Genomic DNA, 26,801 nt, shown 5'->3' with positions numbered 1-26,801 from the left:
ACGGGAGAGTATGGCCATGGAAAGCGCATTCGCGGGCGCGGTCAATGCACATGCATGTGTGCGTACGAGCGGCGGGAACAATGTTCACGACCGATCAGCCGCCACCACCGTTGTCGATCTTCTCGAAGCCCAAGCCGCCCGAACACCGCATGTCATCGCGCTGGTGCATGGTTCCACCCAACTCGACTACGCACAGCTGCACGGCCGCGCAGACCGCCTGGCGCAGCAATTGACGGCACACGGCATCGGACCAGGTGACGTCGTCGCCCTCGCCCTGCCTCGCTCGGTGGGACTGGTTGTGGGGCTGCTCGCCGTTCTCAAGGCCGGCGCGGCCTATCTGCCGCTGGACATGGAATATCCAGCCGACCGACTGGCGCTGATGATCGCGGACGCCCATCCCCGGCTGACGCTGACTGGCGTAACCCGCGAAGACAAGCTTTCCGACACCCTGCAATGGCGAATCGACGATGAAGGGCTGAGCGTCGAATCGCCAGCCTCGCCATCCACGCCCACCACCACCGAAAAACGACCAGGGGCGCTGCAGCCGCAACACCTGGCGTACGTCATCTACACCTCTGGATCGACGGGCCGCCCCAAAGCCGTGGCCATGCCGCATGCGGCGCTGGTGAACTTGATGGCCTGGCATCATGCCACCGTGCCCGGCACCCCAGGGACCATCGTGGCGCAGTTCACGGCCATCAGCTTCGATGTCTCGGCGCAGGAAATCCTTTCCGCACTCACCGCCGGGAAGACGCTGGCCATACCGGCCGCCGATATCCAGCGCGATCCCTCTCGATTCGCCCACTGGCTGGCCGAATACCGTGTGCAGGAACTGTATGCCCCGAACCTGGTGATCGATGCCGTGGGCGAAGCCGCTGCCGAGCAATCGCTGGCCTTGCCCGACTTGGCCGACATCGCGCAAGCCGGCGAGGCGCTCACGCTCAGCCGACCGCTGCGTGGGCTCTTCCGCGATACGACCGAGCGTCGCCTGCACAACCACTACGGACCGACCGAAACGCATGTCGTGACCGCTCACACGCTTCCAGCCGACCCCACGACATGGAGCGATCGTCTTGCTCCATCGATCGGGCGGCCGATTCCGAACACCGACATCTACGTGCTGGATCAACAGTTGCAGCCCGTGGTCGATGGAGACGTCGGCGAGCTGTACATCGCTGGAATCGCTCTGGCTCGAGGTTACCTGCACCGCCCTTCGCTGACGGCCGAGCGCTTCGTCGCCAACCCGTTCCGACCTGGCCAGCGCATGTATCGCTCCGGTGATCTGGCGCGTTGGCGCGAGGACGGCACGCTTGAATATGCCGGCCGCGCCGATCATCAGGTCAAGATTCGCGGCTTCCGCATCGAGCCGGGAGAAATCGAGGCCACGCTGCGGACACATCCGTCCGTCGCCCAGGCCGTCGTGACTGTCCGCGAGGATCGCCCCGGGCAGAAACAGTTGGTCGGTTATGTCGTGCTGAATGCCTCCAATCCCACCCAGCCCCGCGACACCGAACAAGAATCCCGGCAGATCGACGAGTGGGATGCGGTCTACCGCCTGTACTACGACACCCCCGCCACAGAGACCAAGCAGCCCTTTGGCGAAAATTTCAACATCTGGATCGGCAGCTACGACGGACTGCCGATCCCTCTGTCGCAGATGCAGGCATGGCGCGAGGCCACCGTGGAACGCATACGTGCGCTGCGACCGCGACGCTTGCTGGAAGTTGGCGTAGGCAGCGGACTGCTGCTGGCCAAGCTTGCGGACTGCTGCGAGAGCTATTGGGGCACCGACTTCTCTGCAGCGATCATTCGCACCCTGCAACAGCAGGTGCAGACACAGCCGGAACTGTCATCGCGAGTGACCTTGCGAGCGCAGCCTGCCCACATCGCGGAAGGGCTGCCCAGCGGCTTCTTCGATGTGGTGGTGATCAATTCGGTCATCCAGCACTTTCCCAATGCCGGATATTTGATGCAGGTCTTGCGCAGCATGCTGGATTTGCTCGTCCCTGGTGGCGCGATATTCATCGGAGACGTGCGCAATCTGGATCTGCTGCCCTGCTTTGCCAGCGCTGTGCAATCGAACCAGGCCGCACCCGACACACCGGTCGGACAACTGCAGCACCATATCCGCCAGGCCATGCTGACGGAAAAGGAATTGATCGTCGCCCCGTCATTCTTCGCCCAGTTGCCGCAGCACCTGGATGACCTCGGCGCCGTCGACATTCAAGTCAAGAAGGGGCGTTACGCAAACGAGCTCAATCGTTATCGCTACGACGTCGTGCTGCGCAAGGGTCCCGTTTCGGCGCGTTCCGCGAACTCATTTCCGCAACGGTCCTGGGAAGAACACATCGGCAGCACGAAGCAACTGGCGACCTATTTGGAACAAAACCGACCGCGGTTCTTGCGCGTCGAAGACATACCCAACGCGTTGCTGACGGAAGAGTGGTCTGCGATGTGCCGCATCGAAGCCGGCGACACCGCGACCGGCGCGGATGCAAAGAATCATGCCGATCTGGCACCGGCGTGCGAAGAGGCCACGATCGATGCGTTGCACGCCCTGGGCGAAGCCATGGGCTATCGCACGGCCGTCACCTGGTCCAGTCGCCCGAACCGTCTTGACGCCATCTTCATCCACGCCGACGAAAGCGACTCGGTGCTGACCGACATCTATCTCCCACGCGCCAGCCGCAAACTCTCGGCCTGCGTGAACGAACCGGGTCATTTCGACCGCCTGAGCGATGTCCGCCGCCACGTCGCGAGCAAGCTGCCCAAGCACATGCAGCCGATCCTGGTCCACCTTCCGGCCTTGCCGCTGACGCCGAACGGCAAGCTCGATCGCCGCGCCCTGCCCGCCCCCCATGTCGCATCGACCGGCATCAAGGGACCGCGCAACCCGCGCGAGAAACGTCTGTGCGAATTGTTCGCGGACACCCTGGGGCTGGAACGCATCGGCATTGATGACAGCTTCTTCGACCTCGGCGGCCATTCGCTTCTGGGCATGCGCCTGCTTGCCCGCATCCGCACCGCGTTCCAGATCGAGCTGACCATGCGCGCGCTGTTCGACGCTCCGACCGTTGCACAACTGGCGATGTCGCTCGACCGGACAACACTCCCCAACCGCGCACCACTGCGACCCATGCGTAACCGGAGGATCGAATCATGACGCTAGCGCTCTCCTACGCCCAGCAACGGCTGTGGTTCCTGCATCAATTGCTTGGCGCCAACGCGGTTTTCAATATTCCGGTGCTGGCGCGGATACAGGGTCCGCTCGACACGAACGCCCTCGGCGCTGCACTGAATGACGTCGTCGCGCGACACGAAAGCCTGCGCACGCTTTTCGCGCACGGCGAAGGAACCGGGGAGCAGAAGATTCTGGAAAACGCCGAGGGTCGGCTGGTCTTCGATCGCGTGGACGTCGACGAAACCGCGCTCGAAACCGAAACGCGCAAACGCGCCACGCATGCCTTTGACCTGTCCGGCGAGCTACCGATTCGCGCCACCCTGTTCAGACTCGGCGAAGAACGGCATGCGCTGCTGCTGGTGATGCACCACATCGCCAGCGACGGCGCCTCACTGGCGCCCCTGTTCAGGGATATCGGTCAAGCCTATGCGGCGCACTTGCACGGCAAAGCCCCGGATTGGACAGCGCTCCCCGTGCAATATGCCGATTACGCGCTCTGGCAACGAGAATATCTGGAAGGCGAAGAGGACTCGAACAGCACCGCGGCACAAGAAGCGGCGTTCTGGCGGGAAACGCTGGCGGATCTGCCCGACCAACTCAATCTTCCGTACGATCGATCACACCCAGCGACACCGAGCTATCGCGGTGCACTGACGCGCTTTGTTCTCGACGAACAAACCGAACAGCGCCTGATCGCTCTGGCACGCGGCGCGCAATCGAGCCTCTACATGACCTTGCATGCCGCCCTTGCAGCGCTGCTGACACGGTACGGCGCCGGCGAGGACCTGCCGATCGGCACATCGGTGAGCAGCCGCAACGACGATGCGCTGCATGATCAGATCGGTTTCTTCGTCAATCTTCTCGTCCTGCGCACCGACACTTCGGGCAACCCGACCTATCGCCAGCTTTTGCAACGGGCGCGCGACACCGACCTGGCGGCTTTCAGCCACCAGGAACTGCCATTCGAACGCGTGGTGGATATCGTCAAGCCTGCGCGCTCGGCCGCACGCCACCCCCTGTTCCAGGTCGCGTTGATCCTGGACAACCACCCGGCCGATTTCGCCTTGTCCGGCACGGTCGCACGCTGGCAACACGTACCCACCGACACCGCGAAATATGATCTGGCCTTCAGCTTCGTGCGCGACGAAGCCAGTGCCCGGCTCGCCTGCGAACTCGAATATGCCTGCGACGTGTTCGATGCGGCCACCGCTGCACGCATCGCCACGCATTTCGAGCGACTGCTGCGGACCGCTGCCGCACAGCCCGACCTGCCGATCGCGGAAATCGCGCTGCTCGACGAAGATGAGCGTCATGACGTGCTGCAAGCACGGAACGATACCGCGAGACCACAGACCCAAGGCACGTTGCCGGACCTGTTCGCCGCGCAGGTCAACGCGGCGCCCGATACCGTGGCAGCCATCGCCGGCGAGCGGCAATGGAGCTACCGCGAACTCGATACGCGCGCCAATCGACTGGCGCATCACCTGCTTGCACTGGGCGTGGGGCCGGACACCCTGGTCGGCTTGTGCGTGGAACGGTCGTTCGACCTTCTTGTCGGCACACTCGGCATCCTCAAGGCGGGCGCCGCCTACCTGCCCTTGGATCCGGAGCACCCTCCAGAACGTCTGACCCACATGCTCAACGAAGCCATGACGCCGGTGCTTGTCACCACATCGGCGCAATTGGACCGCCTGCCTTCGCACTGGTGCAGTCTGGTCGTGCTCGACGAGCAGTCCGACGAAATCGCGTCACACCCGGAGCACGCGCCCGAGATCGCCTTGCAGCCGGATCACCTCGCCTATGCGATGTATACCTCCGGCTCGACCGGAACGCCCAAAGGCATCGCGATCACGCACCGCAACGTGATCGAGTTGGCTCGCGACAGCCGCTGGCAGAACGACCGGCAACAGCGCGTGCTGATGCACTCTCCGCAAGTCTTCGACGCCAGCACCTACGAGATCTGGGTCCCGTTGCTCAACGGACGCCAGATCGTGATCGCACCACCGGGCAAGACCGACACGGCAGTGCTGTCCCGAGTCATCCGTGAACAGAACGTCACGGCCGTGTTCCTCACGACCGCGCTGTTTCGGATCCTGGCCGATGAACCCGAGTGTCTTGGCGCGGTGCACACCGTGTGGAGTGGTGGCGAAGCCGCCTCGCTCGAAGCGTTCCGGAATGTGCTCGAGCATTGTCCGAACACCGAGGTCGTTCATGTGTATGGACCGACCGAAACCACGACCTTCGTGACCAGTCACTCGATGCGACCCCCTTGCAGCATCGGCACCAGCGTGCCCATCGGCACGCCGATGGACAACACGCAGGCCTATGTACTGGATGCCACCCTGCAGCCGGTGCCGATCGGCATTCCCGGCGAGCTGTATATCGCCGGAAGCGGCCTGGCCCGCGCCTATCTGCAGCGTCCCGCGCTGACCGCCGAACGCTTCATCGCCAATCCGTTCGGCCCTCCAGGCAGCCGCATGTACCGCACGGGCGATCTCGTGCGCTGGCGTCAGGACGGCGCACTCGACTTTGTGGGGCGCGCCGATCAGCAGGTGAAAATCCGTGGCTTCCGGATCGAGCTGGGAGAAATCGAGAATGCCTTGCTCGCCGTGCACGGCGTGCGAAACGCCGCCGTGATGGCCAGGGAGGATCAGCCGGGTCGCAAGCAACTGGTCGGCTATGTCGTATCCGAGCCTGGCGTGGAGCAGGATTCGCGCACACTCCGTGTAGCGCTGGCGGCTCGACTTCCCGAATACATGTTGCCGAGCGCCATCGTGTTTCTCGATGTGTTGCCGCTGACGATCAACGGCAAGCTCGATACCCGGGCGTTGCCGACTCCCGATTTCGTGTCCGTCAGCCAGCGCGATCCACGCACGCCCAAGGAAACGAGTCTGGCTTCGCTGTTCGCCGAGATACTCGGCCTGCAGCGTGTCGGCATCGACGACAGTTTCTTCGACCTGGGCGGCGATTCGATCCGCGCGATCCAGCTCAAGGCTCGTGCGCAGAAGCTCGGGCTGCATTTCGAACTGGCTCAATTGTTCGAGCATCAAAACGTGGCCTCGCTGGCCGAAGTTGCTGACCACGACGATCAGGACACCGTTCCCGGCATCGAGCCGTTCGAACTCATCGCCAGCACGGACCGGGAAAACCTTCCGGATGACGTGGAAGATGCTTATCCGTTGAGCCAGCTGCAAACCGGCATGCTGTTCCATAGCGGCTTCGAGAACAGCACCACGCTCTATCACGTGGTGTTCCGAGCCACCATGAATCTTCCCTTCGAGGAATCGGTGCTTCGCGAAGTTCTGGATCAATTGAGTTCGCGCCATGAGGTGCTGCGAACCGGCTATGACCTGGATCGCTACAGCGAACCCCTGCAGCTTGTATACAAGCAAGCGACGATTCCGCTGCACGTCCACGACCTGCGCGATGTGCCTGCGTCCAGGCAAGACGATACCTACGGCCAATGGTGCAAGCAGGAAGCGCGCACGCCGTTCGACTACGGTACGCCGCCTGTGCTGCGGGTCTTCATCCATCGTCTGTCTGACACCCGCTTCCACCTCTCCCTGAGCTTCAACCATGCATTGATGGACGGCTGGAGCGATGCCAGTCTCCTCACCGAACTCTTCCAGCACTACGGCGCCAAGCTTGACGGAGACTCGTTCGCAAGTCCCACGCTCAACGTGAAGTATCGCGATTACATCGCCCAAGAGCGTGCCGCCTTGAACAAGGCCGAAGACCGGGATTTCTGGAAGACGTTTCTGCAGGGCTACGAACCGCGCGACTTCATGCATACCCCGCCTGCCGAGAGCACCCCGAATGGCGCCTTGAAAGCCTCCGCGCATGCGCGCATCGATCCGGCGACGGCTACCGGCCTGCAGAAACTCGCCCGACAGGCGAAGGTGCCGCTGAAGAGCATTTTCCTGGCCGTGCACATGGCCGCCTTGCGCAGTTTTGCGGGCACGATGGACGTCGCCACCGCACTGGTCACCAACGGACGCCCGGAAATCGCCGGCGGCGATCGCATGATCGGTCTGTTCCTGAACTCCGTACCCTTCCGCATGCGTGTAGACGGTTGCAGCTGGCTGGAGTTGATCGAACGGGTCAAGAACACCGAACAAGCCATGTTCCCGCATCGTCGCTACCCGTTACCGGCCATCATGCGCGATGCAGGATGGCGCCAACCGCTCCCCGTCGTTTTCAACTACACGCATTTTCATATCTACCAGGAGCTCGGCGGATTGTGCGACGAGCTGACCGTGCAAGGTGTGGCCGGCGACGACAGCTTTGGCCTTACCGTCAACGTGCAGCTGGATGGCGAGCACATGGCTTGCTGGCTTACGGGACGACGCTCGATCTACGATCAGGCCACGCTGGAACGTTACGCGAACGTCTACCGACGCATGCTGAGGGCTGTAGCGGACAATCCCGATCAAGCGGTCAACCGCATCGATCTGCTCTCGGATACCGAAAGACAACAACTTCAGGCCTGGAATGCCAGTGATCGCGCGCTGGACGTCAAGCATTTCGCCGGCATGTTCGAACAGCACGCCATGGCAACTCCCGAACGGGAAGCCATCGCGCATGCACATACCAGCCTGAGCTACGGTCAACTCAATGCGCGCGCCAATCAGCTGGCGCATCGGCTGATCGCGGACGGCATCGGCGCGGAGCATCGCGTGGCCATCGCGCTTTCGCGCTCCCCCGAACAGATCATCGCGACGCTCGCGGTACTCAAGTCCGGCGCGGCCTATGTGCCGATGGACCCCGGCTATCCGGCCGAGCGGCTCGCTTACATGCTGACTGATGCCAAACCCGCCATCCTGCTCAGCAGCAACGAAGACAGCGCCTCGCTTCCCGATCTCGCTCCGAAGCTGCTTCTGGACACGTTCCCGTTCGAAGAACGTGATCCCGGCAATCCCACGGATGACGATCGCCTCCAACCGTTGCACGTGCAGCAGCCGGCCTACCTCATCTACACATCGGGGTCCACGGGACGACCGAAAGGCGTGGTCGTGACTCACGCCGGCTTGAGCGGCCTGGTGCATGCCATGACGGAGCGTTTCGCGCTCGATGCGAACGCTCGCGTCCTGCAATTCGCCTCCTGCAGCTTCGATGCGGCGACACTCGAGTCGCTCATGGCCATTGCTCATGGTGGATGCCTGGTCATTCCCCCACAGGGACCACTGGCCGGCGAGGAACTCGCCGAGACGCTGCAACAGCAACGCATCACTCACAGCCTGATCCCACCCGCCGTACTGGCCACGATCGAACAACCGCCCAAGGGATTTCCGGCGACGCTCATCGTTGGCGGAGAAGCGTGCCCGCCCGCCCTGGTGAAGCGCTGGGCAGACGACAGGCGCATGTTCAATGCCTACGGCCCCACCGAGACCACGATCTGCGCGAGCTTCAGCCAAAGACTGCAGGGCGTTGGCTTGCCGCCCCCCATCGGCGAGCCGCTCCCCAACATGCAGCTGCATGTACTGGATGAAACGCTGCAGCCCGTTCCGCCAGGTGTGGTCGGCGAGTTGTACATTGCCGGCGACGGACTAGCCCGGGGCTACCTTGGACGTTCCGCGCTCACCGCAGAGCGTTTCGTCGCGAACCCGTTTTCGGTTCCTGGCAGCCGCATGTATCGCAGTGGCGATCTCGCATGCTGGCGCGAGGATGGTCAACTCGAATTCGCTGGCCGCAGCGACCGTCAGGTGAAGATTCGCGGCTTCCGGATCGAACCCGGCGAGATCGAAGCCGAACTCCTGCGCATGCCGGAGGTGCAACAGGCCGTGGTGCTCGACCTGGAGAATCGTTCCGGGCACCGGCAACTCGTCGCCTATGTGGTGCCCTCCACAGGATCGCTGTGCGAGCCGGAAGCCTTGCGCTACGAACTGGCGACGCGCTTGCCCGATTACATGCTCCCGGCAGCCATCCTGATCCTTTCCACGCTGCCCATGACCGCCAACGGCAAGCTGGATCAGAAGGCACTGCCCGCCCCTAGCTTCCAAACCATGCACCAGCGGATTGCACGGACGCCGCAGGAAGAGACGCTCGCGGCGCTGTTCAGCGAAGTGCTGGAATTGGATTCCGTCGGTATCGACGACAACTTCTTCGCCGCAGGCGGCGATTCGCTCCGGGCCGTTCGCCTGACCAGTCGCATCGCGGCCACGTTCGGCGTCAGATTGCCGATCCGGCAACTCTACGAAGCACCGACCGTCGCCGGCCTGACCAACTTGATCGACCGCAGCCCCGATGCGCATGCGCGACAGACCCTGTTGCCACTACGCGTCACCGGCAGCCTGCCGCCGCTATTTTGCCTACCTCCCGCGGGCAACCTTCCGTGGTGCTACGCCGGCCTGATCGCCCACATCGAAACCGACTGCCCCATCTATGGACTCGGCGTGCCGAACGCGGACGATTTCGAGCAGATCACATCATGGCAATTGGAGCAGATTCGCCGCATCCAGCCACATGGCCCCTACCGTCTCCTGGGCTGGTCACTGGGCGGCCTGTTCGCACACGCGATCGCCACACGCCTGCAGGAAAGCGGAGAAGACGTCAGCCTTCTCGCGTTGATCGACGCCTATCCGAATGCCCACGAACTCCAGGCGTTACCCGACACGGGCGCGGAAGACTCGGCGCTACTTCAGCGGCTTCTCTCCAGACTTGGCGTCGACCCGATGTCCATGCACGAGGAGTCTTCGCCCGTGCTTCTCGAGCGTTTGCAGGCCCAGGAAAAGCTTTCCAGCCAAGAGGCGGATGCTGTCGGAGAGATGCTCAGCGCGCTCGAACGCGGTGGCGCACTGGCATCCACGTTCCGACCGAAAAGCTTCAAGGGGAGCGCGCTGTTCTTCCGCGCCTCCATCGCAACGACCACGCCTGTGCCCTCCGTCGACGCATGGACGCCGTACATCGATGGCCACATCGAGGTGCATGACATCGACGCGGATCACTACGGCATGCTCGATCGCGAAGTGCGCGCGCCGATCGGCCGCCTCGTGAGTCGAGTCCTGAACAACGACATGGACAGATGCGGCGACGTCGCCGCGGCAATGGAGAAGTCATGAACTCGGTCCCTGCAGACGAGCTGATCTACCTGGACAGCGATACCAAGATCGAGCCGCTGGCTTTTCGCTGGTACGCATGGGGACATCTGGTGTCCCCCGTTCAGCAGGCGCTGAACCTGGCTTTTCGCCATGTACCGATGCTGCGCTCCTTCGTCGCCAATCCCGCCGTGCATGAAGCGGCTTCGAAGAACCCGGCGATGCTTGGCGGTTCGTTTCTGGAACTGCGCCGACAGGAACGGGACGATGTACGTGCGCTGTTGCAGGACATCACCCAACGGGGTGCCCGCATGCTCGGTTTCGCGGAGGCTCTGATCTCCTTCGATCGTCAGCTGCAGGCCAGTGAAACCGGACACAGTCTCGATCATCTTTACGAGAAACTTCCTGATCCGCTGGCCGGACTGGTGGAGGTGAATTACGACCTCAACAATCGCCCGTCCCTGCGCGTACTGGAAGAGCTGATCCGGTCCGAGGACTGGGTCGATACGCCGACCCAGGAAATCGCGTTCTCGCGCACACCGGACGACCAGCGCAACTTCTTCATCAACACGCCAAGACTGGCTTCGCAGGAGCGTCTGATCCTGGCAACGCCCTTCGACGACAAGTGCTTTGATCTGCTCACCCGAAGCCGCATCGAACCCACGCCTTTTACCCAGATCGCCGATGCCCTGCAGGTGATGGACGACGATCAACGCGCACGGCTTCGAACCTACTTCAGCCATGAACCGCCCGTGCGCAATGAACCCGAATACCGCGGAGAACAGTTGCGCATACGTTACTTCGGCCATGCCTGCGTTCTGATCCAGAGCGCCGACGTCTCCATCCTGGTCGATCCCTTCCTCACCTGGGATCGGGATGACGCCGACGGAAGACTGACGTTCCACGACCTTCCCGACCACATCGACTACGTGTTCCTCACGCACAATCACCAGGACCATTTCAGCGTCGAGACGCTGCTGCAATTGCGCAACCGTATCGGCACCATCCTCATACCGCGCAACAACGCCAACAGCCTCGCCGACCCGTCGATGAAACTTGCGCTGCGTGGCATCGGCCATACCGAAGTCCGGGTCATGGACCCGATGGATCGCATCGACATGCCCGGTGGAAAAATCACCAGCCTGCCCTTCTACGGGGAACATGCCGATCTCAGCATCGCCAGCAAGCACGGGCTGAGCATCCACCTGCACGGCCGCCATTTGCTTTTCCTTGCCGATTCCGACTGCAAGGACCGCATGCTCTACCGCCACATCGCCAAGCGGATCGGCAAAGTGGATGACCTGTTCATCGGCATGGAATGCGACGGAGCGCCCCTGACCTGGCTCTACGGCCCCTACCTGAGCCATCCGATCAGCCGCAAGGACGATGAATCACGCCGTCTGTCCGGCTCGGACAGCGATCATGCCTGGGCGATCGTCGAAGAATTCGAATGCCGCCATGTCTACGTCTACGCGATGGCTCAAGAGCCTTGGCTGCGCTTCGTCGCGGGCCTGGAATACACGCCCGAGAGCAAGCAAATCGTCGAATCCGACAAACTCGTCGCTCGCTGCCGCGAAGCCGGATTGCACGCCGAACGCCTGTCGGGGTCGCGAACCATGCTGTTGTAGGCAACATCGAGGATATCGCTCCGCCATGGGACCATGCGATGGAGCGCGCTCATCTTTACGGGCCGTTCGGTTTGATCCGAACGGCTTCGGCTGTCTGGGATTGGCTCTGCGCATCCGTGGAACGGTGCCCGGCAGTTCCGTTCCCGTCCTGAACCACCTGCCGAAAGACCCTAGGGAGACCGAAATCCCTGACATCCCGCCAGACATCCCGCCCGCCTATTGCTCAGCCCCACGCCCGCATGCGCTCTTGAGGCGGACACCGTCCGTGCAGGTCGATCACTCCACCGTGACGGATTTCGCCAGATTGCGTGGCTGATCGACATCCGTGCCGCGCAGCACGGCCACGTGATAGGCCAGCAGTTGCAACGGCACGGTGAATACCACCGGCGCCACGAAATGACCGCCCAGCGGCACCTCGATCACCTCGCCACGCTCGGCGTCGATCTCCATGCCGGTGTCCTTGCCCGCCAGCACGTACAGCTCGCCGCCGCGCGCGCGCACTTCCTGCAGGTTGGACTTGAGCTTGTCGAGCATGGCGTTGTTGGGCGCCACGGCGATGACCGGCATGTCCTCGTCGACCAGCGCCAACGGTCCATGCTTGAGCTCGCCGGCCGGATAGGCCTCGGCGTGGATGTAGGAAATTTCCTTCAGCTTCAACGCGCCTTCCAGCGCCACCGGATACTGCGCGCCGCGGCCGAGGAACAGCGCGTGCTGGCGATGCACGAACTGCTCGGCCAGCGCCTCGATCGCCGGTTCGCACTGCAGCGCCGCCTCGATGGCCGCCGGCAGGTGCTTGAGCTCGGCCGTCAGATGGCGACGCCGCGTCTCGTCGAGACCATGCAGACGCCCCAGCTCCAGCGCCAGCAGCGCCAGCGCGGTGAGCTGGGTGGTGAAGGCCTTGGTCGAAGCCACGCCGATCTCGGGACCGGCGCGCGTCATCAGCTTCAGATCCGCCTCGCGCACCAGCGAGGACTCGGGCACGTTACAGATGCCCAGCGTGCCGAGATAGCCACGACGCGCGGTTTCGCGCAGGGCCGAAAGCGTATCCGCGGTCTCGCCGGATTGCGAAATGGCGACGAACAGGGTGTCCTCGGGCACGACCACGTCGCGGTAGCGGTACTCGCTGGCCACCTCGACCGAGACCGGTAGCCGCGCCAGCGATTCGATCCAGTATTTGGCGACCATGCCGGCGTGGTAACTGGTGCCGCAAGCGACGATGTGCAGCCCGCGCACGCGCGTCAGCAGACTCTCGCCGTCGACGCCGAACACGTTGGGCAGCACGCCGTCCTCGCCGAGACGACCTTCCAGCGTATCGGCCACGGCGCGCGGCTGCTCGAAGATCTCCTTCTGCATGTAGTGGCGATACTCGCCGCGTTCGACGGCGTCGGAAGACAGTTCGCTGGTCTGCTCCGCGCGCTGCCGGGGAGTGCCGTCCATGCCGAAGACCTCGACCGACTCGCGGCGAATCTCGACCAGATCGTTCTCTTCCAGATAGATGACGCGACGTGTGACCTGGATCAGCGCCTGCACGTCCGACGCCAGGAAATGCTCGCCGATGCCGATGCCCGCGACCAGCGGGCTGCCGCGACGCGCGCCGACCACCACGCCGGGCGCCTCGACATCGAGCACGGCGATCGCGTAGGCGCCGTGCAACTGGCCGACGGCCTCGCGCACGGCCTCGCGCAGCGACTTGCCCTGCGCCAGCGCCTCGTCGACCAGATGCGCGATGACTTCGGTATCGGTGTCCGAAGCGAATTCACGCCCGCGTTCGCGCAGGGCTTCACGCAACGCGGCGTGATTTTCGATGATGCCGTTGTGCACCACCACCGCACGCCCGGAGGCATGCGGGTGGGCGTTGCGCTCGCTGGGCGCGCCGTGGGTGGCCCAGCGCGTGTGCGCGATGCCGGTGCCTCCCGGGAACGGGTCGGCCTCGTACAGCGCCTCGACCTCGCGTACCTTGCCCTTGGCGCGCAGGCGCCGCAGATGCGCGCCGTCGAGCACGGCGATGCCGGCCGAGTCGTAGCCCCGATATTCGAGGGCCTTCAGACCGGCGATGAGGATGGGCGCGACATCGCGCTGGGCGACGGCGGCGACGATTCCGCACATGAGCTATCCGTCCATTGTCGTGCAGGCCGGCGCGCAGGACGACGGCCCGTTGTTGCCATGAAACCCTGCACCGAACATGTAGCCGATCGGCGCAGCGCGATCAATTCACCTTTCGGCGCAGGTAATTCAGCAGGTCAATACGCGTGATCAGACCGACGAACGCGCCGCTGTCCATGACGATGGCGACATGCCCGCGGTCGAACACCGGCATCAGGTCCTGGATCGACGATTTCACGTCGAGTTTTTCCAGGTCCGACACCATCGCCGCCGACACCGGATCGTTGAAACGGGCTTCGTCGGCATGCACGTGCAGCAGCAAATCCGATTCGTCGACGATGCCGACGATCTGGTCGCCGTCCATGACCGGCAACTGCGAGACGTCATACAGCTTCATGCGCGTGTAGGCCGTCATCAACTGTTCCTTCGGCCCGACCACCACGGTATCGCGCAGCGCATAGGGCCGCAGGATCAGGTCGCGCAGGTCGCCGTGCTGCTCGCGCTCGAGAAACCCGTTGTCCAGCATCCAGTAGTCGTTGTAGAGCTTCGACAGGTACTTGTTGCCGGTATCGCACACCAGGCTAACCACACGCTTAGGCTCGGTCTGCTCGCGGCAGTAGCGCAGGGCCGCGGCCAGCAGCGTGCCGGACGACGAGCCGCCGAAGACGCCTTCCTTCGCCAGCAGTTCGCGCGCAGCCAGGAAACTCTCCTTGTCGGAAATCGCGTAGGCCTTCTTCACGCGCGAGAAGTCGCTGATGCTGGGCAGGAAGTCCTCGCCGATGCCCTCGACCAGCCAACTGCCGGACTTGGTCGACAGCGTGCCTTCGTTGATGTACTGCGCGAGGATCGAACCGACCGGATCGGCCAGCACCAGCGCGGTATTCGGCGAGGCCTTGGCGAAGAAGCGCGACAGGCCCGTCATCGTGCCCGAGGAACCGCAGCCGAACACCACGGCGTCCACGCGCCCATCCATCTGCTCGAGAATTTCCGGTCCGGTGCTGGCTTCGTGCGCCGCCGGATTGTCCGGATTGCCGAACTGGTTGATGAAGTACGCGCCCGGCGTCTCCTCGGCGATGCGCGCGGCCATGTCCTGGTAGTACTCGGGATGCCCCTTGGCCACGTCCGAGCGCGTCAGCACCACTTCGGCGCCCATCGCCTTGAGGTTGAAGATCTTCTCGCGGCTCATCTTGTCCGGCACCACGAGGATCAGCTTGTAGCCCTTCTGCTGCGCCACCAGCGCCAGACCGATGCCGGTGTTGCCCGCGGTGCCCTCGACCAGGGTGTCGCCGGGCTTGATCTTGCCGGCGCGCTCGGCGCCCTCGATCATCGACAGACCGATGCGGTCCTTCACCGAGCCGCCCGGATTCATGCTCTCCAGCTTCAGGAACAGCTCGCACGGCCCGGTGTCGAGGTGCTTCACGCGCACCATGGGGGTCTGGCCGATCAGTTCGAGAACACTGGATTGAACGCTCATGCAGGCTCCGTCGATAGTGGTTTCGGGATCGGGCGCGACGGCAAGAGCCGGGCGATGCGCATCGATCACGGTTAAGGGCAGGATCGGCATGATAACCGACCGCCCGCTGCACATGCTGGCGATGGCATGGCGACTCGCGGCCTGGCGCGGCCGCAAACGCAAGCGCCGGACGCATCTGGCGTCCGGCGCGGTGGGGCATCCGGTGCGGCGCTCAGCGCCACGACACCGGCATGCCGGAGTGTTTTCGGTTCAGTTCAGTGCAGCGAGGTGCGGCGTTCGCCCCACATTCGCAGTAGTCGATCCTTGGCCTGCAGTTTTTCCTTCTTCATGCAGGCCAGCGTAACGTCGTCCATGGGCAGTACGCCGAGTTCCGCGTCCTGGACCTTGCTGTCCAGTTCCTGGTGATGCCGATACAGACGGCGGAATTCCGTATCGGCCTTCATCAAGGCTTCCAGATCCTCATGAGACTGGTTTTCGAACATGGATCGCTCTCCTGTCGTGCAAGTGCACCGCACGCGCCGGACTGCCGCACGGCGGCGCTGGGGGAGAAAGGCACGCACGCAGCCGCGTCTCGTACCGGGAAGGGGTCGAGAACGCGAGGCTGGACGGGTGCATGCATGATGGGTGTCGCCTGAAACCCACGGGCGCGGAAATGGCCCGTGGCGACTTCGACCCTACTCCGCTCGACGGCGGCGCGCAAGCGTGCACCGCAACATCGATGAACCACGTAAGAATCGCGTTAAATCATGCACTTGCGAAGCCGCCGCCGCGCAAAGCTGCGGCGGCGAAAAGGCTTACTGATCGCGCAGAATGACCACCACGCGGCGGTTCATCGCCCGCCCGGAAGCGGTAGCGTTGGAGGCCACCGGATCGGCTTCGCCCATGCCCACGGTGCTCATGCGCGAAGCGCTCACGCCCGCCGCGATCAGGGCATTGCGCACGGCCTGGGCGCGCTGCTGCGACAGGGCCTTGTTGGCCGAGGCCGAACCGGTGGCGTCGGTATAGCCCTCGATGCGAATCGGCTTGGACGGCTGGCTCTGCACGAACTGGATCAGCTTGCCCAGATGCTGCCGGGCTTCCGGCCGCAGCGTGGACTGACCGGGTGCGAAGGCGTCGCCGGTCACGGTCATCTGCCGACCCTTGCTGCCCTGGTGCGCCGTCATGCCCTCCATGCGAGCACGCAAGGCCCGCGCGGCGGCCACCGCCAGATCAGCCTGCTTGCGCGCCAGCGCCGCGGAACGCGACTGCGCCTCGGCCAGCTTCTTGGCCTGCTCGGCCTCCGCGCGCGCCTGTTCGGCGGCCTCGGAATAAGCCTGACCCTGCTCCTGCAGGCGCTGCGTCTCCTCGGCGGCGAGCTGGTTTTCCAGCCGCTGACGTTCCAGCTCGCGACGCGTGGCCTCCGCGTCCTGACGGCTGGCTTGCAGCAGAATCTTGTCGTGCTCGCGACTCAACTGGTTCAGCTGATGCTGCGCGTCTTCGAGCTGGGCCGAAGCCTTGGCCTGATCGACGCTGCGTTCGGCCAGATACAGGGCGTGCGGGCGCTCGCTCGAACCGGCGTCCTCCAGACGCTGCACGGCGACGCGCGCCAGCGAACGCTCGGCCTGCGCGTACTGTCCGAGGGTCGGATCGTTGTCGAGCTGATTGAGACTGGTGGTGAGGCGCTGGACATCGAGATCGTCCTTGCTGCCGGCCAGGGCGTTCGCGCTGAGCAGGGCGAGGCTGGCCACAACCAGCAGGCGGATCATGCGCACATTCATTTACTGCCCCTCCGGCATGGCGTCGGTCGAACTGGCCGGGGCCGGACTGGCCGGCGACGGCAACACGGTCTGCGGCAACTCCTCCACGCCGGACGCGGACGAGGCCGGCGCGGGCGCCGACGACGCCTGCGCCTTGGCGGCATCATCCAGCAATTGCTTGCGCAGTCGCGCGTTCTCGGCGGTCTGCGTGCGGATCTGGCCGCGCAGCGTCGCCAGCCGTGCCTTGGTCAACGCGAGCTGACTGTCGGCGATGGATTCCTGCGCCAGATCGGCGGCCTGCTGGTTCTTGCCGTCGTTCAGCGCGGTCTGCGCCTGCTGGTACTTGCCACGCGCAAATTCCAGATCGACCGGATCGGCGTCGCCGGCCCCGGCCTTCTGCGCGGCCTGCAGACTGGACTGCGCGCGGCTCATGGTCGCGGTCGGCGGAGGTATAGTGGCGCAAGCGGCCAATAGCGTTAGGATGGCCGTAGCGGAAACCCACGACAGGGCGCGGACAGGGATATAAGCGTTGGCGTGCTTTCGGAGCATGAAAACGTGACCTTTGCGGCGTTTTGCGCGTAGGGTGAACCCGCACAATCTATCATCATCAATCGGGTAATCCACACGGTCGCCAATGGACATCGGTTACTTTCTCAAGCTGATGGTCGACAAGGGCGCGTCGGACATGTTTCTGACGACAGGCGCCCCGGTCAACATCAAGGTCGAGGGCAAGCTCTATCCTCTCGGCAATACCGGCCTGCCCAATGGCATGGTCAAAAAAATCGCCTACTCGTTGATGGACGAGGGCCAAGTTCCGCAGTTCGAGCGTGACCTGGAGCTGAACATGGCACTGGCCGTGAAGGACGCCGGCCGTTTCCGCATCAACGTGTTCAAGCAGCGCGGCGAAGTCGGCATGGTGATCCGCGCCATCAAGAGCGACATCCCGGACATCGAGCAGCTGCGCCTGCCGCCGCTGTTCAAGGAAATCATCATGGAGCCGCGCGGCCTGATCCTGGTGGTCGGCGCGACCGGCTCGGGCAAGTCGACCACGCTGGCGGCGATGATCGACCATCGCAACACCCACAAGCCGGGTCACATCCTCACCATCGAGGATCCGATCGAGTATCTGCACCGGCACAAGAAGTCGATCGTGAACCAGCGCGAGGTCGGTCTCGACACGCACAGCTATCACGAAGCCCTGCGCAACGCGATGCGCGAAGCGCCGGACGTGATCATGATCGGCGAGATTCGCGACACCGACACCATGGAGGCGGCCATCTCGTTCTCCGAGACCGGCCATCTGTGCCTGGCGACGCTGCATTCCAACAACGCCGACCAGACGCTGGAGCGCATCCTCAACTTCTTCCCCGAATCGGCGCACAAGAACATCTTGATGAACCTGGCCCTGAACCTGAAGGCCGTCATCAGCCAGCGTCTGGTCGTGGGCAAGGACGGGCGCCGCATTCCGGCGGTCGAGGTGCTGCTGAACACGCCTTTGATCCGCGACATGATCCGCCGCGGCCAGATTCACGAGGTCAAGGAAGCCATGGACCGCAGCCTGCAGGACGGCATGCGCACCTTCGACCAGTCCCTGTACACGCTGTACAAGGAAGGCCGCATCGAGCTGGAAGAGGCGCTGTCGAAAGCCGACTCGCGCGACGGCCTGGCACTGAAGGTGCGCCTGGCCGAGGGCGCCGGCGACAGCACCGAACTGAACGAGGCCGATCCTTACGGGGCGTTCTGAACTCCCTGGACAGCAGCTTCATCCCGCGCGCGCAGGACATCGCCGCGCGGATGCCTGGGTGCCCTAGCGCGGCGCATCCGGCTGCGATTCCGGCGCGGCGGCGCGGAACGCGGGCAAGGCGTCGCAGGCTTCGTGAATGCGGCGGATGGTCGGATACGCGTCCATCGGCGCTTTCCAGCGATGCGCGTTGTAGACCTGCGGAACCAGGCAGATGTCTACCAGACCCGGCGTGTCGCCCATGCAGTAGGTGCCGGTATTGGGACTCTGCACAAGCATGGCTTCGAGCGCGTCGAAACCGACCGTGATCCAGTGCCGCATCCACTGCTCGCGCTCGACCTGAGGCATCGCGCAGTCGCGTTCCAGATACTGCAGGACCCGCAGATTGCCCAGCGGATGCACGTCGCAGGCCAGCTGGAACGCCATCGCGCGTGCGTGAGCGCGGTCGCGCGGCACCGCCGGCAGCAGCGACGGGCCGTCCGGCCAGATCTCGTCCAGGTATTCTATGATCGCCAGCGACTGGGTGATCACGCGCTGACCGTGCAGCAGCGTCGGCACCAGCTCCTGCGGATTGATGCGCCGGTATTCGTCGGCATGCTGTTCGCCGCCGTCGCGCACCAGATGCACCGGGCGGTTCTCGTACGACAGTCCCTTGAGTTCCAGCGCGATGCGCACGCGATAGGCGGCACTGGAACGCCAGTATCCGTACAGCGTCAGATCGTTGTTCATGGGCCTCTCTCGATCCCTGCCATGCGGTGAATATGCGGATCGCGGCATTCTACGCATGTCCTTGCAACGCTGTCTCGTCGCCGACCCGTCACCTGCATTTGCATCCGCGCACCGAGGCCGCCGACAATAGACCGCTTCCATGGCCTCCGGCCTTGTTTTGCGAGGAAATTTCCGTGTCCATCATCCGCATGAGCGACCTCGATCTGCGCGGCAAGCGCGTGCTGATCCGCGAAGATCTGAACGTACCGCTGCAGGACGGCCGGATCACCTCGACCCAGCGCCTTCAGGCCGCGCTGCCGACCCTTCGCGCTGCGCGCGACGCCGGCGCGAAGGTCATGGTGCTCTCGCACCTGGGCCGGCCGAAGGAAGGCACGTTCGACGAAGCCGCTTCGCTGGCGCCGGTGGCCGCCTGGCTGGGCGAAGCGCTCGGCGCGCCGGTGCGTCTGCAGCGCGATTACCTCGACGGCGTCGACGTGGCCGAAGGCGAAGTGGTGCTGCTGGAGAACTGCCGGATGAACGTCGGCGAGAAAGCCGACGACGAAGCGCTGGCGAAGAAGTACGCCGCGCTGTGCGACGTGTTCGTGATGGACGCCTTCGGCACCGCGCATCGCGCGCAGGCCTCGACCCATGGCGTGATCCGCTTCGCGCCGGTGGCCGCCGCCGGGCCGCTGCTGTCGGCCGAACTGGACGCGCTGGGCAAGGCGCTGGACGATCCGCGCCGTCCGCTGCTGGCGATCGTCGCCGGCTCCAAGGTTTCGACCAAACTCACGCTGCTGGAGAACCTGGTCGGACGCGTCGACCAGTTGATCGTCGGCGGCGGTATCGCCAATACCTTCATCGCCGCGGCCGGCCATGCCGTCGGCACCTCGCTGATGGAGAAGGACCTGATCGACGCCGCGCGTAAGGTTATCGAGCAAGCGCGTGCACGTGGCGCGGAAGTGCCGATCCCGGTCGACGTGGTGGTCGCCGACACCTTCTCGGCCACGGCCAAGGCCACGGTGAAGCCGGTCGACAAGGTCGGCGAAAACGAGATGATCCTCGACATCGGTCCCGAGACCGCGCGCCAGTACGCCGAACGCATCGCCGCAGCCGGCACGGTGGTCTGGAATGGCCCGGTCGGCGTGTTCGAGTTCGACGCCTTCGGCAAGGGCACCGAGACGCTGGCGCGCGCCATCGCCGCTTCCGAGGCCTTCTCGATCGCCGGCGGCGGCGACACTCTGGCCGCCGTCGACAAGTACGACATCGCCGATGGCGTGTCCTACATCTCCACCGGTGGCGGCGCCTTCCTGGAGTTTCTGGAAGGCAAGGAGCTGCCCGCGGTGGCCGCGCTGCGCGCCCGCGGCGCGGCGGCGTGACCGCACCTTCTGCGAACACAGGGACACGTATGCTTCAGCGAAAGCGTGTTTCACTGCACGGATCGATGGGTGCGCACGACGCATCAACCATGACAAGGCTTGAGGACCGAGCTTGATGAAAACCCTACTCGTGACCGGCGGTGCCGGCTTCATTGGCGGCAATTTCGTGCTGCAGGCCATCGCCGACGGCCTGCGCGTGGTGAATCTGGACAAGCTCACCTACGCCGGCAATCCGGAAACCCTGGCTTCGCTGCAGGACAACGACGCGCACGTCTTCGTGCAGGGCGACATCGGCGATCGTGACCTGCTGCAGCGCCTGCTGCGCGAGCACCGCCCGGACGCCATCGTCAACTTCGCCGCCGAATCGCACGTGGACCGTTCCATCGACGGACCGGCCGAATTCGTGCAGACCAACGTGGTCGGCACCCTGGCACTGCTGGAAGCCTCGCGCGATTACTGGCGCGAACTGGAAGGCGATGCACGCAACGGATTCCGTTTCCTGCACGTCTCCACCGACGAGGTCTACGGCTCGCTGGGCGACACCGGCAAGTTCACCGAGACCACGCCGTACGCGCCGAACTCGCCGTACTCGGCGTCGAAGGCTTCGTCGGATCATCTGGTGCGCGCCTTCCACCATACCTACGGGCTGCCGGTGCTGACCACCAACTGCTCCAACAACTACGGCCCGTACCAATTTCCGGAGAAGCTGATTCCGCTGATCCTGCACAAGGCGCTGGCCGGCGAAGCCCTGCCCGTCTACGGCGACGGCCGCAACGTGCGCGACTGGCTCTTTGTCGGCGACCACTGCGCCGCGATCCGGCGCGTACTGGAAGCCGGCCGCGTCGGCGAGACCTACAACGTCGGCGGCAACGCCGAGCGCGAGAACATCGTCGTGGTGAAGACGCTGTGCGCGCTGCTCGACGAGCGCCAGCCGTTGACCGACGGCCGCAAGCGCGAAGAACTGATCACTTTCGTCAAGGATCGCCCCGGACACGATCGCCGCTACGCCATCGATGCCTCGAAGCTGGAGCGCGAACTCGGCTGGACGCCCAGCGAGAGCTTCGATTCGGGCATGCAGCGCACCGTCGATTGGTACCTCGCGCATCAGGCCTGGGTGCAGCACGTGCTGGACGGCAGCTACCGCATGCAACGCCTCGGCGAAGGAGCGGCGGCATGAAAACCACGCGCGGCATCATCCTCGCCGGCGGTTCCGGCACGCGGCTGTATCCGATCACGCAGGCCATCAGCAAGCAGCTGATGCCGATCTACGACAAGCCGATGATCTACTACCCGCTGGCAACGCTGATGCTGGCCGGCATCCGCGAAGTGCTGATGATCAACACGCCGCACGAGCAGGCGCTGTTCCAGCGTCTGCTCGGCGACGGCTCGCAATGGGGCATCGATATCCAGTATGCCGTGCAGCCATCGCCGGACGGCCTGGCGCAGGCTTTCCATATCGGCCGCGACTTCGTCGACGGACATCCGAGCTGCCTGATCCTGGGCGACAACCTGTTCTACGGCCACGGCCTGACCGACCTGCTGCGCCGCGCGACGCAGCGTGAACGCGGTGCGACCGTGTTCGGCTACTACGTGACCGACCCGGAACGCTACGGCGTGGCCGATTTCGATGCCGACGGCCGCGTCGTCGGGCTCGAGGAAAAACCGGCCAAGCCGCGTTCCAACTACGCGGTGACCGGCCTGTATTTCTACGACGAACGGGTCTGCGATTTCGCCGCCGACCTGAAACCGTCGCCGCGCGGCGAACTGGAGATCACCGATCTCAACCGCTGCTACCTGGAAGACGGCTCGCTGATGCTGGAGCAGCTCGGCCGCGGCTACGCCTGGCTGGACACCGGCACGCACGACTCGCTGGTCGAGGCATCCAACTACATCGCCACCATCGAAAAGCGTCAGGGACTGAAAGTCTGCTGCCCTGAGGAAATCGCCTTCGTCAACGGTTGGATCAGCGCCGAACAGGTGCTCAAGCTGGCCAAGCCGCTCGCCAAAACAGGATACGGCATGTATCTCAAGCGCCTGGTGAAACAGGGAACCGTCCGTTGAAGCGCATCGATACCGACCTGCCGGGCGTCTGCGTGCTGGAACCGAAGGTCTTCGGCGACACCCGCGGATTCTTCTACGAAAGCTACAACCGCGACACGTTTGCCGCGCAGGGGCTCGCGCTGGATTTCGTGCAATCGAACGTCTCCCGCTCCGCACGCGGTGTGCTGCGCGGGCTGCACTACCAGTGGCCGAATCCGCAGGGCAAGCTGGTCAGTGTGCTCGAAGGCGAGGTCTACGACGTTGCCGTCGACATCCGCCGCGGCTCGCCCACCTACGGCCGCTGGGCTGCCGCCGTGCTCAGCGCCGAGAACCATCGCCACTTCTGGATTCCGGAAGGTTTCGCGCACGGCTTCTGCGTGCTTTCCGAACACGCCACCTTCACCTACCAGTGCACGGCGCTGTACGACGCCAAGGCCGACGCCAGTATCCGCTGGAACGACGCCGCACTGGGCATCGACTGGCCGATCAGCGAACCGCAGCTTTCGGACAAGGACCAGCGCGCACCGCTGCTGGCCGACGTGCCTTCGGACCGCCTACCGGTGTTTGAAAAATGAAGATGCTGATCACGGGGGCTCGCGGCCAGGTCGGCCGTGCGCTGCTGCACAGCCTCGCGATACATGGCGAGGTCGTTGCCGCCACACGCGACGGCAGCGTCGACAACGTCACGCTGCCCACGACCGCTCTCGACCTCGGTCGCCCCGCTGCACTTGCGGACATCCTCACTCGCATCGATCCGGACGTGATCATCAACGCCGCGGCGTATACCGCCGTCGATCGTGCGGAAAGCGAGCCCGAACTGGCGCACTGCGTCAACGCCGAAGCCGTCGGTGCCCTGGGCCGCTGGGCCGCGGATGCCGGCGTGCCTGTGGTGCATTACTCCACCGACTACGTCTTCCCCGGTCAGGGAGATTGCCCGCTGCGGGAATCCGATCCGACTGGACCGCGCAGCGTCTACGGCCACAGCAAACTGGCCGGCGAAGCCGCATTGAGGGAGAGCGACGCCGATCATCTGATTTTGCGCACGGCTTGGGTCTACGACGCACAGGGCAAGAACTTCCTGCGCACGATGCTGCGCCTGGGCGCCGAACGCGACCGTCTGACCGTAGTCGACGATCAGCACGGCACGCCGACCTCGGCGAATCTCATCGCCACCGCCACCGCGCACGTCCTGCAGCACTGGCTGGCAGCCGATACGGCCACGCGCCACGCGCAATCGGGTGTCTACCACCTGGTCGCCGGTGGTCGCACCACCTGGTGCGGCTTCGCCCGCGCCATCATGGATCGCGCCGTGCAAGTGGGGCTGCTGGCGCGTGCGCCGCAGGTCGAGCCGATCACCACGACGGATTTTCCGACACCGGCCCGACGGCCGGCCTGGTCGGTGCTCGACACGACCCGCATCCGCGAAACCTTCGATATCGAACTGCCGGCATGGGAAGTCGGGCTCGACGCGGTGATCGCGGAGCTGACCGGGGCGCGCTGAGACGCGCCTGCCTTCCGCGCACAGTCCAGCCGCGCTGGAGATCGTAGGCAGGCTTCGCCTTGCTCGGCCCGATCTACGTCACTGCCGATGGCAGCCTTACTTCTTAATTCTCACTTAGGTTCCGCTCGACCGACACCGAGCGGAACCCCAAACAACAATCAGCGATCGGAACGGCCTGCCCGGAAATGACTCCGGGACAGGGAAAGCTCAGCCGATCACGCGCCGCACGGCATCGGCCACGTTGGCCACGGTGAAGCCGAACTTCTCGAACAGCACGCCGGCCGGCGCGGAGGCGCCGAACGTGGTCATGCCGATGACTTCGCCGTCCAGGCCCACGTACTTGCGCCAGTAGTCGGCGATGCCCGCCTCGACCGCGACGCGTGCGCGGCAATGGCCCGGCAGCACGCCTTCGCGATACTCGACCGGCTGCGCGTCGAACACTTCCGCGCAAGGCATCGACACCACGCGCACGGGAATGTCCTGATCGGCCAGATGGCGCATGGCTTCCATCGCCAGACCGACTTCCGAGCCGGTGGCGATCAGGATCGCCTTGAACTGCGTGTCCGCCGGATCGTGCAGCACGTAGCCGCCGCGCTCGATCTGCGCCAGCTGTTCGTCCGTGCGCTGCTCGTGCTTGAGCGTCTGGCGCGAGAACACCAGGCACGACGGCGCGCCGCGGCGTTCGATGGCCGCCTTCCAGGACACCGCCGACTCCACCGCGTCGCACGGCCGCCAGACGTGATTGTTGGGGATGTAGCGCAGGCTGGCCAGGTGCTCGATGGGCTGATGCGTCGGGCCGTCCTCGCCCAGGCCGATGGAATCATGGGTATAGACATGGATCGAGTGCGCCGGAATCAGCGCGCTCATGCGCACGGCGTTGCGCGCGTAATCGGAGAACACCAGGAACGTGGCGTCGTACGGAATGAAACCGCCGTGCAGCGCCAGACCGTTGCCGATCGCGGTCATGCCGAACTCGCGCACGCCGTAATGGACGTAGTTCACGTCCGGGCCGTTCTCGGTGACGCTGCGCGATCCCTTCCAGATCGTCAGGTTGGAACCGGCCAGGTCGGCCGAACCGCCGATCAGTTCGGGCAGCATCGGGCCGAACGCGTTCAGCGCCATCTGCGACGCCTTGCGTGAGGCGACCTCGGGGCCTTCCGCCTGGGTCTTGGCGATGTAGGCCTGCGCCTGCGCGGCCCAGTCGGTCGGCAGCTCACCGGCCATGCGGCGCTTGAACTCGGCCGCCAGTTCCGGGTGCGCCTCGGCGTACTTGTCCAGCAGCGCGTTCCACGCCGCCTCGTGCTTCTTGCCGGCTTCGCGCGCGTCGAAACCATCGTAGATGTCCTGCGGAATCTCGAACGGCGCGTGGCGCCAGTCCAGCATGTCGCGGGTCGCCTTGACCTCGTCCGCGCCCAGCGCCGCGCCGTGGCTGCTTTCCTTGCCTTCCTTGTTCGGCGAACCGAAGCCGATCAGGGTCTTGCACATCACCAGGCTCGGCTTGCCGGTTTCGTCCTTCGCCGCCTGCAGCGCGGCCTTGATCTGCTCGGCGTCGTGGCCGTCGACGTCGCGGATGACGTGCCAGCCGCAGGCCTCGAAGCGAGCGGCGGTGTCGTCGGTGAACCAGCCCGGCACTTCGCCGTCAATGGAGATGTTGTTGTCGTCGTAGACCATCACCAGCTTGCCCAGCTTCCAGGTGCCGGCCAGCGAGATGGCCTCCTGCGAGACGCCTTCCATCAGGCAGCCGTCGCCCAGGAACACCCAGGTGTGATGGTCGACCAGATCGAAGCCCGGCTGGTTGAAGCGCTCGGCCAGCACCTTCTCGGCCAGCGCGAAGCCGACGCCGTTGGCGACGCCCTGCCCCAGCGGCCCGGTGGTGGTTTCCACGCCCGGGGTGTCGGCGGCCTCGGGATGACCCGGCGTCTTCGAGTGCCACTGGCGGAAATGCTCCAGCTCGCGCATCGGCAGGTCGTAGCCGGCCAGATGCAGCAGCGCGTACTGCAACATCGAACCGTGGCCGTTGGAGAGCACGAAACGGTCGCGGTTGAACCACTTCGGGTTGCCCGGATTGTGGCGATGGAAGTCGTTCCACAGCACCTCGGCAATGTCGGCCATGCCCATCGGCATGCCCGGATGTCCGGAATTGGCCTTCTCGACGGCGTCCATGGCAAGAGCGCGGATGGCGTTGGCGAGTTCGCGGCGGTTCGGCATCGTCAATCTCCAGGTGCGGGGCGTGGCAACGAAAGCGCCCATTGTCGCCGATATGCGCGCCGCTGTCGCCG

Annotated in this window: 16 protein-coding genes; 9 read left to right on the top strand and 7 right to left on the bottom strand. The window is 64.5% G+C overall.

What is annotated here, in order from left to right:
• Positions 1–16 precede the first annotated feature (16 nt).
• The 3 genes from LF63_RS03205 to LF63_RS03195 are packed head-to-tail and all read left to right on the top strand — an operon-like array spanning position 17 to position 11,843.
• Positions 17–3,163: an amino acid adenylation domain-containing protein gene (locus LF63_RS03205; protein WP_161782316.1), complete on the top strand. Its 3,147-nt coding sequence runs from the start codon at positions 17–19 to the stop codon at positions 3,161–3,163.
• Positions 3,160–10,239 carry an amino acid adenylation domain-containing protein gene (locus tag LF63_RS03200; protein WP_052394627.1) on the top strand — a complete coding sequence of 2,360 codons (7,080 nt, stop codon included), beginning with the start codon at positions 3,160–3,162 and terminating at the stop codon, positions 10,237–10,239. Before LF63_RS03205 ends, LF63_RS03200 begins: the two co-directional genes overlap by 4 nt.
• Complete coding sequence (locus LF63_RS03195; protein WP_043099589.1) at positions 10,236–11,843, top strand: MBL fold metallo-hydrolase; 1,608 nt, start codon at positions 10,236–10,238, stop codon at positions 11,841–11,843. The genes LF63_RS03200 and LF63_RS03195 overlap by 4 nt, the downstream gene beginning before the upstream one ends.
• Before the next feature lie 276 nt (positions 11,844–12,119).
• On the opposite strand, the gene glmS is transcribed toward LF63_RS03195, so the two are convergent.
• The 5 genes from glmS to LF63_RS03170 form a co-directional block, all read right to left on the bottom strand.
• Positions 12,120–13,949 carry a glutamine--fructose-6-phosphate transaminase (isomerizing) gene (gene glmS, locus LF63_RS03190; protein WP_043099587.1) on the bottom strand — a complete coding sequence of 610 codons (1,830 nt, stop codon included), beginning with the start codon at positions 13,947–13,949 and terminating at the stop codon, positions 12,120–12,122.
• 100 nt (positions 13,950–14,049) lie between these two features.
• Complete coding sequence (locus LF63_RS03185) at positions 14,050–15,420, bottom strand: pyridoxal-phosphate dependent enzyme (RefSeq protein ID WP_043099585.1); 1,371 nt, start codon at positions 15,418–15,420, stop codon at positions 14,050–14,052.
• Positions 15,421–15,674: 254 nt separating this feature from the next.
• Entirely contained in the window at positions 15,675–15,902 is a 228-nt protein-coding gene (locus LF63_RS03180; protein WP_043099583.1) for an HP1242/YdcH family protein, read from the bottom strand.
• Positions 15,903–16,214: 312 nt separating this feature from the next.
• On the bottom strand, positions 16,215–17,177 hold the full coding sequence (locus LF63_RS16015; protein ID WP_161782315.1) for an OmpA family protein: 963 nt from the start codon (positions 17,175–17,177) through the stop codon (positions 16,215–16,217).
• The gene (locus LF63_RS03170) at positions 17,178–17,588 is read right to left on the bottom strand and encodes a DUF4398 domain-containing protein (protein WP_052394625.1); all 411 of its coding nucleotides are present in this window, start codon (positions 17,586–17,588) and stop codon (positions 17,178–17,180) included.
• Between the two features lie 202 nt (positions 17,589–17,790).
• On the opposite strand from LF63_RS03170, the gene LF63_RS03165 reads away from it, so the two are divergent.
• On the top strand, positions 17,791–18,900 hold the full coding sequence (locus LF63_RS03165) for a PilT/PilU family type 4a pilus ATPase (protein ID WP_043099581.1): 1,110 nt from the start codon (positions 17,791–17,793) through the stop codon (positions 18,898–18,900).
• A gap of 63 nt (positions 18,901–18,963) precedes the next feature.
• Here the strand turns inward: LF63_RS03165 and maiA are convergent, their stop codons facing one another.
• Positions 18,964–19,626 carry a maleylacetoacetate isomerase gene (gene maiA, locus LF63_RS03160; protein WP_043099579.1) on the bottom strand — a complete coding sequence of 221 codons (663 nt, stop codon included), beginning with the start codon at positions 19,624–19,626 and terminating at the stop codon, positions 18,964–18,966.
• Positions 19,627–19,799: 173 nt separating this feature from the next.
• Between maiA and LF63_RS03155 the strand changes: the two genes are divergently transcribed.
• From LF63_RS03155 to rfbD, 5 genes are all read left to right on the top strand, one after another.
• Complete coding sequence (locus tag LF63_RS03155) at positions 19,800–20,981, top strand: phosphoglycerate kinase (RefSeq protein WP_043099576.1); 1,182 nt, start codon at positions 19,800–19,802, stop codon at positions 20,979–20,981.
• Positions 20,982–21,096: 115 nt separating this feature from the next.
• Positions 21,097–22,158, top strand: a complete 1,062-nt coding sequence (gene rfbB, locus LF63_RS03150) for a dTDP-glucose 4,6-dehydratase (RefSeq protein ID WP_043099574.1) — start codon at positions 21,097–21,099, stop codon at positions 22,156–22,158.
• A complete protein-coding gene (gene rfbA, locus LF63_RS03145) occupies positions 22,155–23,042 on the top strand; it encodes a glucose-1-phosphate thymidylyltransferase RfbA (RefSeq protein WP_043099572.1) in 888 nt (295 codons plus the stop codon). The genes rfbB and rfbA overlap by 4 nt, the downstream gene beginning before the upstream one ends.
• Positions 23,039–23,596: a dTDP-4-dehydrorhamnose 3,5-epimerase gene (gene rfbC / locus LF63_RS03140; RefSeq protein ID WP_043099571.1), complete on the top strand. Its 558-nt coding sequence runs from the start codon at positions 23,039–23,041 to the stop codon at positions 23,594–23,596. Before rfbA ends, rfbC begins: the two co-directional genes overlap by 4 nt.
• The gene (gene rfbD / locus LF63_RS03135; RefSeq protein WP_043099569.1) at positions 23,593–24,522 is read left to right on the top strand and encodes a dTDP-4-dehydrorhamnose reductase; all 930 of its coding nucleotides are present in this window, start codon (positions 23,593–23,595) and stop codon (positions 24,520–24,522) included. The genes rfbC and rfbD overlap by 4 nt, the downstream gene beginning before the upstream one ends.
• 207 nt (positions 24,523–24,729) lie before the next feature.
• Here rfbD and tkt read toward each other — a convergent pair whose 3' ends face one another.
• Entirely contained in the window at positions 24,730–26,730 is a 2,001-nt protein-coding gene (gene tkt, locus LF63_RS03130) for a transketolase (RefSeq protein WP_043099567.1), read from the bottom strand.
• Between the last annotated feature and the right edge of the window lie 71 nt (positions 26,731–26,801).

Source organism: Oleiagrimonas soli (assembly GCF_000761445.1).
Classification (GTDB): Bacteria; Pseudomonadota; Gammaproteobacteria; order Xanthomonadales; family Rhodanobacteraceae; genus Oleiagrimonas; species Oleiagrimonas soli.
This window is presented reverse-complemented; position numbering and strand designations above follow the sequence as displayed.